Here is a 4,376-nt window from a genome sequence, read left to right on the forward strand (position 1 = left end):
CTAAGATCCATTTTGTTCGTTCGTTGTGGTTAAATTCGTCATGAAACAAGATCTGAACAGAAAATTGTTCTCTTACTATTCAGTGTATCAGGGATGTGTAAAAACGAGGCTTTTTTCAGACATAAAAAATGCCGGGTGTGCTACCAAACACAGCCGGCAATAAGTGCGAGTAGTATCCATGAAAAACTTTCATTTCCCCAACAGCTGCCGCTGTTGGTGGACTAAGTATTAGCGAAAAGTTGAAATAATCAAATGTATAAAGGTGAGTTTTTAAGCATAAATTGGAATAACTACTTTGATTATATTTTGAGCAGGTTATTAAGTGTCGAAATAGTATTAATAAGGCGGCTCTATCTGTCTGTTTTAGCTAGTTTTTTACTTCGTCTTCTTCAACCAGCTTTTCTTCCGTAACCCAAGGCAATTGGCGATATCTTGGCTCAGATTGCGCAAAGTTCATGAAAGGATATTTGATAATGTCGAAATAAGGCGAGTAATCGAAGTCACTTGGCGTGCATAGCTTGGGATTTCTTCGGTAAATATTAATATGACCAGCTTCTGATCGCTTGATCATTGGTAAGATCGGATATTGGATCGAACCGAAGGCCTCGGCAATCATGGTAGAGCAAACCGTTTTTGTGGTTTGACCCGGATGTTTAGAAAACAAGCTTGAGCGCCATCTGCGGGGGAGAATTAAATACGGGAAGAAAAAACGCAGTAGATCGAAGATTTGCCGAACATCATAGTCAGCACCAAGCCGGGATATTGCGTAGTGAATAACTTTTTGCGCATCTGAATATGTTAGATCTTTAGGTCGACAAATTCTGACATGGTCACGGTCATACACGGATAAGGGGCGAGCAACCGTACCCATTCCTAGCTCGCTTTCTACTATAAGTTGTACGTCTGGTTGTCCATCGTAAAAGCTTTGAAGTCGCTGGCGGTCTAGAGGGTTTTCTACTTCATGTAGCCTGCCTATGTAGAGAGCAGCATGAGACCATCGACTCTGGGTTACTGTTTTAATAACATCACTGACGCGACTGCGACCTTCAACGAGAATGACGTCACCAGGTTTGATTTCATAACGCATTCTTTCATAGTCGCTCATTGGTATTGGGTTGGGTGCACGCTCGCGAATAAGTAAGCGCGTAATGAGCGAAATAATATTGCTCTTTGTTTGGTAACCCATTAATGACGACTCGATAGTATTTGTTGAAAGGTAACTAGTTAAGGTTTAGACAATAAACCTATGAACAGCAAAGCAAAATTTTCTAAATTGTGACTGTATGGATGCTTTTAAGTCTCGTAGAATGGAAAAAAACTGAAGGGGGCTAGAGAATGAGCCAGAAAGATAAAAAGTCGGACGCTAATGAAGTGGGTAGTGATAATGCCCTTCCAATTTCTGACAAAATTAAAGCATCAGCACGTCAAATATGGTTGGCGGGTTTGGGTGCTTACAACAAAGCAGAAGAAGACACTGGAAAGATTTTCGATAAGCTCGTTAAAGAGGGCGAAGAGCTCGAAGCCGCAACGAGAGGTGTTGTTGAAAAACAATTTAAAGCCGTGGAAGGAACAGTAGAAGGTGTACGCGGTAAAGCGAGTAACACTTTCGGCAAGCTAGAGTCTGTATTTGATCAACGTGTTTCGGGTGCATTAGAGCGATTAGGTATCCCGAATCGCAAAACGATTGAGGCCTTAGAGGCCAGAATTGACGCCCTTGAGGCGGAATTGAAAAAGTGTAATAAGTAATTGCGCAATATATGAAAAAGCCCTTGCCAGTTTAATGGCAAGGGCTTTTTTGTTAAAACAGAGGTCAGAGTACTTTTACTCTGGCCTCTGTTAGCTTTCTACAGGTCGTAGCCTTTTTCTTCGTGAAGAGCTAGATCTAGACCGCGATACTCGTCTTCTTCGTCAACGCGTAAGCCCGTCATTGCATCGACAAGCCTCAGAATGACCCACGTTACGATTGCCGTGTATGCGATTGTGCTACCAATGCCGATTAGCTGAGCTGTTACCTGCTCGCCGATTGAGCTGTTGTCGCCACCGAAACCATAGCCACTAAATGCGCCAAGTTCTCCCGCAGCGAAGATACCAACGAGAAGAGTACCTAAAATACCGCCGACGCCATGCACTGGGAATACATCGAGAGAGTCGTCAATTTTAAGTTTTTGTTTGATGAAGATGGTTGCGTAGAAACATACAACACCTGCACACAAACCAATTACAATTGCTGCTGCAGGGCTGACAGATCCAGATGCTGGTGTGATAGTACCAAGTCCCGCGACCATACCGGTTACGATTCCAAGAACCGATGGCTTGCCGAACTTTTTCCATTCGCATGCCATCCACGCTAAAGAGCCCATTGCTGCAGATAGGTGTGTTGCGATAAGAGCCATCGCCGCGTCTTCGTTTGCGCCAAGCGCTGAACCCGCGTTAAAGCCGAACCAGCCAACCCAAAGCATGCCTGCACCTGTAACAGTCATTGTCATGTTGTGCGGAGGCATCGCAGTTTGTGGCCAGTTACGACGATTGCCAATCACAAGCGCTGCAACAAGCGCCGCTACACCTGCCGTGATGTGAACAACAATGCCGCCAGCGAAATCTAGAACGCCTAGATCGCTCAACCAACCGCCGCCCCATACCCAGTGGCAAACTGGTGCATAAACAGCTAACAACCAGATGCTGCTGAATAGAAGCATTGATGAAAACTTCATACGTTCAGCAAAGGCACCAACAATCAGTGCAGGTGTGATGACAGCAAAAGTCATTTGAAATGCTGCAAACAAACCTTCTGGAATGGTACCTGATAGTGAGTCTTTCGTTACTTCTGCCATGAACAGATTGCTTAGGCCTCCAACGAAGCTATTACCATCGCTAAATGCAAGTGAATAACCTACCACGTACCAGAGCACAGACATTAAGCAAGTTAGAGCAAAACATTGCATCAATATAGACAAAACGTTTTTGCTGCGTACAAGTCCTGCGTAAAAAAGAGAAAGACCAGGGATGGTCATGAAAAGAACGAGTGCTGTAGCCGTTAAGATCCACGCTGTATCAGCACCAACAAGAGCATCTTCCGCGTACGCGAAAGCCGGCAGCATTGAAGCTACCAAAACAAATAGTTTAAACATGTTATTTCCTGAGCTAATTGTTTCTTACAAAGGTAAGAGAGCCATTTCTAAAAATACCGCCGGTTATGTTTTTGTATGACGTCTATTTTTCGAAACTTAAGGCTTATTGTTATTTTCTAGAGTGCGTCGTCGCCTGTTTCACCAGTACGAATGCGAACCGCTTGCTCTAGATCGCTAACGAAAATTTTGCCGTCGCCGATTTTTCCGCTGTTTGCAGATTTGCAAATGGCTTCAACCGCTTGATCAACAATATCGTTCGCAACAGCTAGCTCAATTTTTAATTTAGGCACAAAATCGATCACGTACTCAGCACCACGGTATAATTCCGTGTGGCCTTTTTGACGGCCAAATCCTTTGACTTCTGTGATGGTCATACCCGCTAAGCCAATGTCAGTTAAAGCGGTGCGAACGTCTTCTAACTTAAATGGCTTAATCACTGCAGTGATTAGTTTCATAAGGGACATCTCCAAAGGCAAACTTAATCTGTTTGCTTATTTATTGTTAAGACTAATAGTTTTAATAATTTTTATAATTATGTGCGCGCCCTTTTCAGAGCAGTGATAAGCTAATCAACTTGTTATAACAATTCAAGCGATTACAAACACTTACCCATGCTGCAGGTCAAACTTTCCGTTTTTTACTTCGTATACTTCGCATTACTTGGAGTGATGGCGCCTTATCTAGGGCTGTTTTTAGAAAGTGAAGGATTTTCAGCTGCAGAAATCGGTCAGCTGACGGGCTTGTTGATGGCGACGAAAGTGATTGCTCCTAATGTTTGGGGTTTGATCGCAGATCGCACACAAAAGCGTTTGTTGCTAATAAGACTCGGTGCATTTTTAACGCTGGTCTCTTACCTCGGATTTTTCTTTGCTGAAAGCTTTTGGTATTACGCATTGATGATTATTGCGTTCAGCTTTTTTTGGAATGCCATCTTGGCGCAGTTTGAAGTTATTACCTTACATAACCTGGGTGCTGATGTTGATCGCTACAGTTTGGTCAGAGTCTGGGGCTCTATTGGTTTTGTTGTTGTGGTTATTGCGCTTGGATATATTTTTGAAGAACGCGGGGTTGGGCTATTTCCCATAGCGCTGTTAATTATTATGTCGGGTATCGCGTTATCTACGTGTATGCGCTTTGATGAGCCAGTGGCACAACAAGGCCATGAGATATCTCATTCTCTGAGTGAAGATCTGACGCGCAATCGCGCTTACTTATTTTTCGTAATTTGCTTTTTGCTTCAGTTTTCAC

Annotated in this window: 5 protein-coding genes; 2 read left to right on the forward strand and 3 right to left on the reverse strand. The window is 43.4% G+C overall.

Features of this window, described 5'->3' with window-relative positions:
* Positions 1-367 precede the first annotated feature (367 nt).
* Positions 368-1,186, reverse strand: coding sequence for a YiiX/YebB-like N1pC/P60 family cysteine hydrolase (locus A3762_RS10730; RefSeq protein ID WP_068755420.1), 819 nt, complete (start codon positions 1,184-1,186; stop codon positions 368-370).
* 149 nt (positions 1,187-1,335) lie between these two features.
* On the opposite strand from A3762_RS10730, the gene A3762_RS10735 reads away from it, so the two are divergent.
* Positions 1,336-1,746, forward strand: coding sequence for a phasin family protein (locus A3762_RS10735; RefSeq protein ID WP_068477712.1), 411 nt, complete (start codon positions 1,336-1,338; stop codon positions 1,744-1,746).
* Between the two features lie 98 nt (positions 1,747-1,844).
* Here A3762_RS10735 and A3762_RS10740 read toward each other — a convergent pair whose 3' ends face one another.
* Both A3762_RS10740 and A3762_RS10745 read right to left on the reverse strand, forming a co-directional pair.
* Positions 1,845-3,128, reverse strand: a complete 1,284-nt coding sequence (locus tag A3762_RS10740) for an ammonium transporter (protein WP_068477710.1) — start codon at positions 3,126-3,128, stop codon at positions 1,845-1,847.
* 116 nt (positions 3,129-3,244) lie between these two features.
* Positions 3,245-3,583, reverse strand: coding sequence for a P-II family nitrogen regulator (locus A3762_RS10745; RefSeq protein WP_068477708.1), 339 nt, complete (start codon positions 3,581-3,583; stop codon positions 3,245-3,247).
* 213 nt (positions 3,584-3,796) lie between these two features.
* Between A3762_RS10745 and A3762_RS10750 the strand changes: the two genes are divergently transcribed.
* The coding region (locus A3762_RS10750) for an MFS transporter (RefSeq protein ID WP_231878790.1) at positions 3,797-4,376 on the forward strand (580 nt) is incomplete at its 3' end.

Source organism: Oleiphilus sp. HI0125 (assembly GCF_001635355.1).

Excerpts from the sequence above, each read along its gene's own strand:
- A3762_RS10730 (WP_068755420.1), bottom strand. The coding sequence starts at position 1,186 with ATGGGTTACCAAACAAAGAGCAATATTATTTCGCTCATTACGCGCTTA.
- A3762_RS10740 (WP_068477710.1), bottom strand. The coding sequence starts at position 3,128 with ATGTTTAAACTATTTGTTTTGGTAGCTTCAATGCTGCCGGCTTTCGCG.
- A3762_RS10735 (WP_068477712.1), top strand. The coding sequence starts at position 1,336 with ATGAGCCAGAAAGATAAAAAGTCGGACGCTAATGAAGTGGGTAGTGAT.
- A3762_RS10745 (WP_068477708.1), bottom strand. The coding sequence starts at position 3,583 with ATGAAACTAATCACTGCAGTGATTAAGCCATTTAAGTTAGAAGACGTT.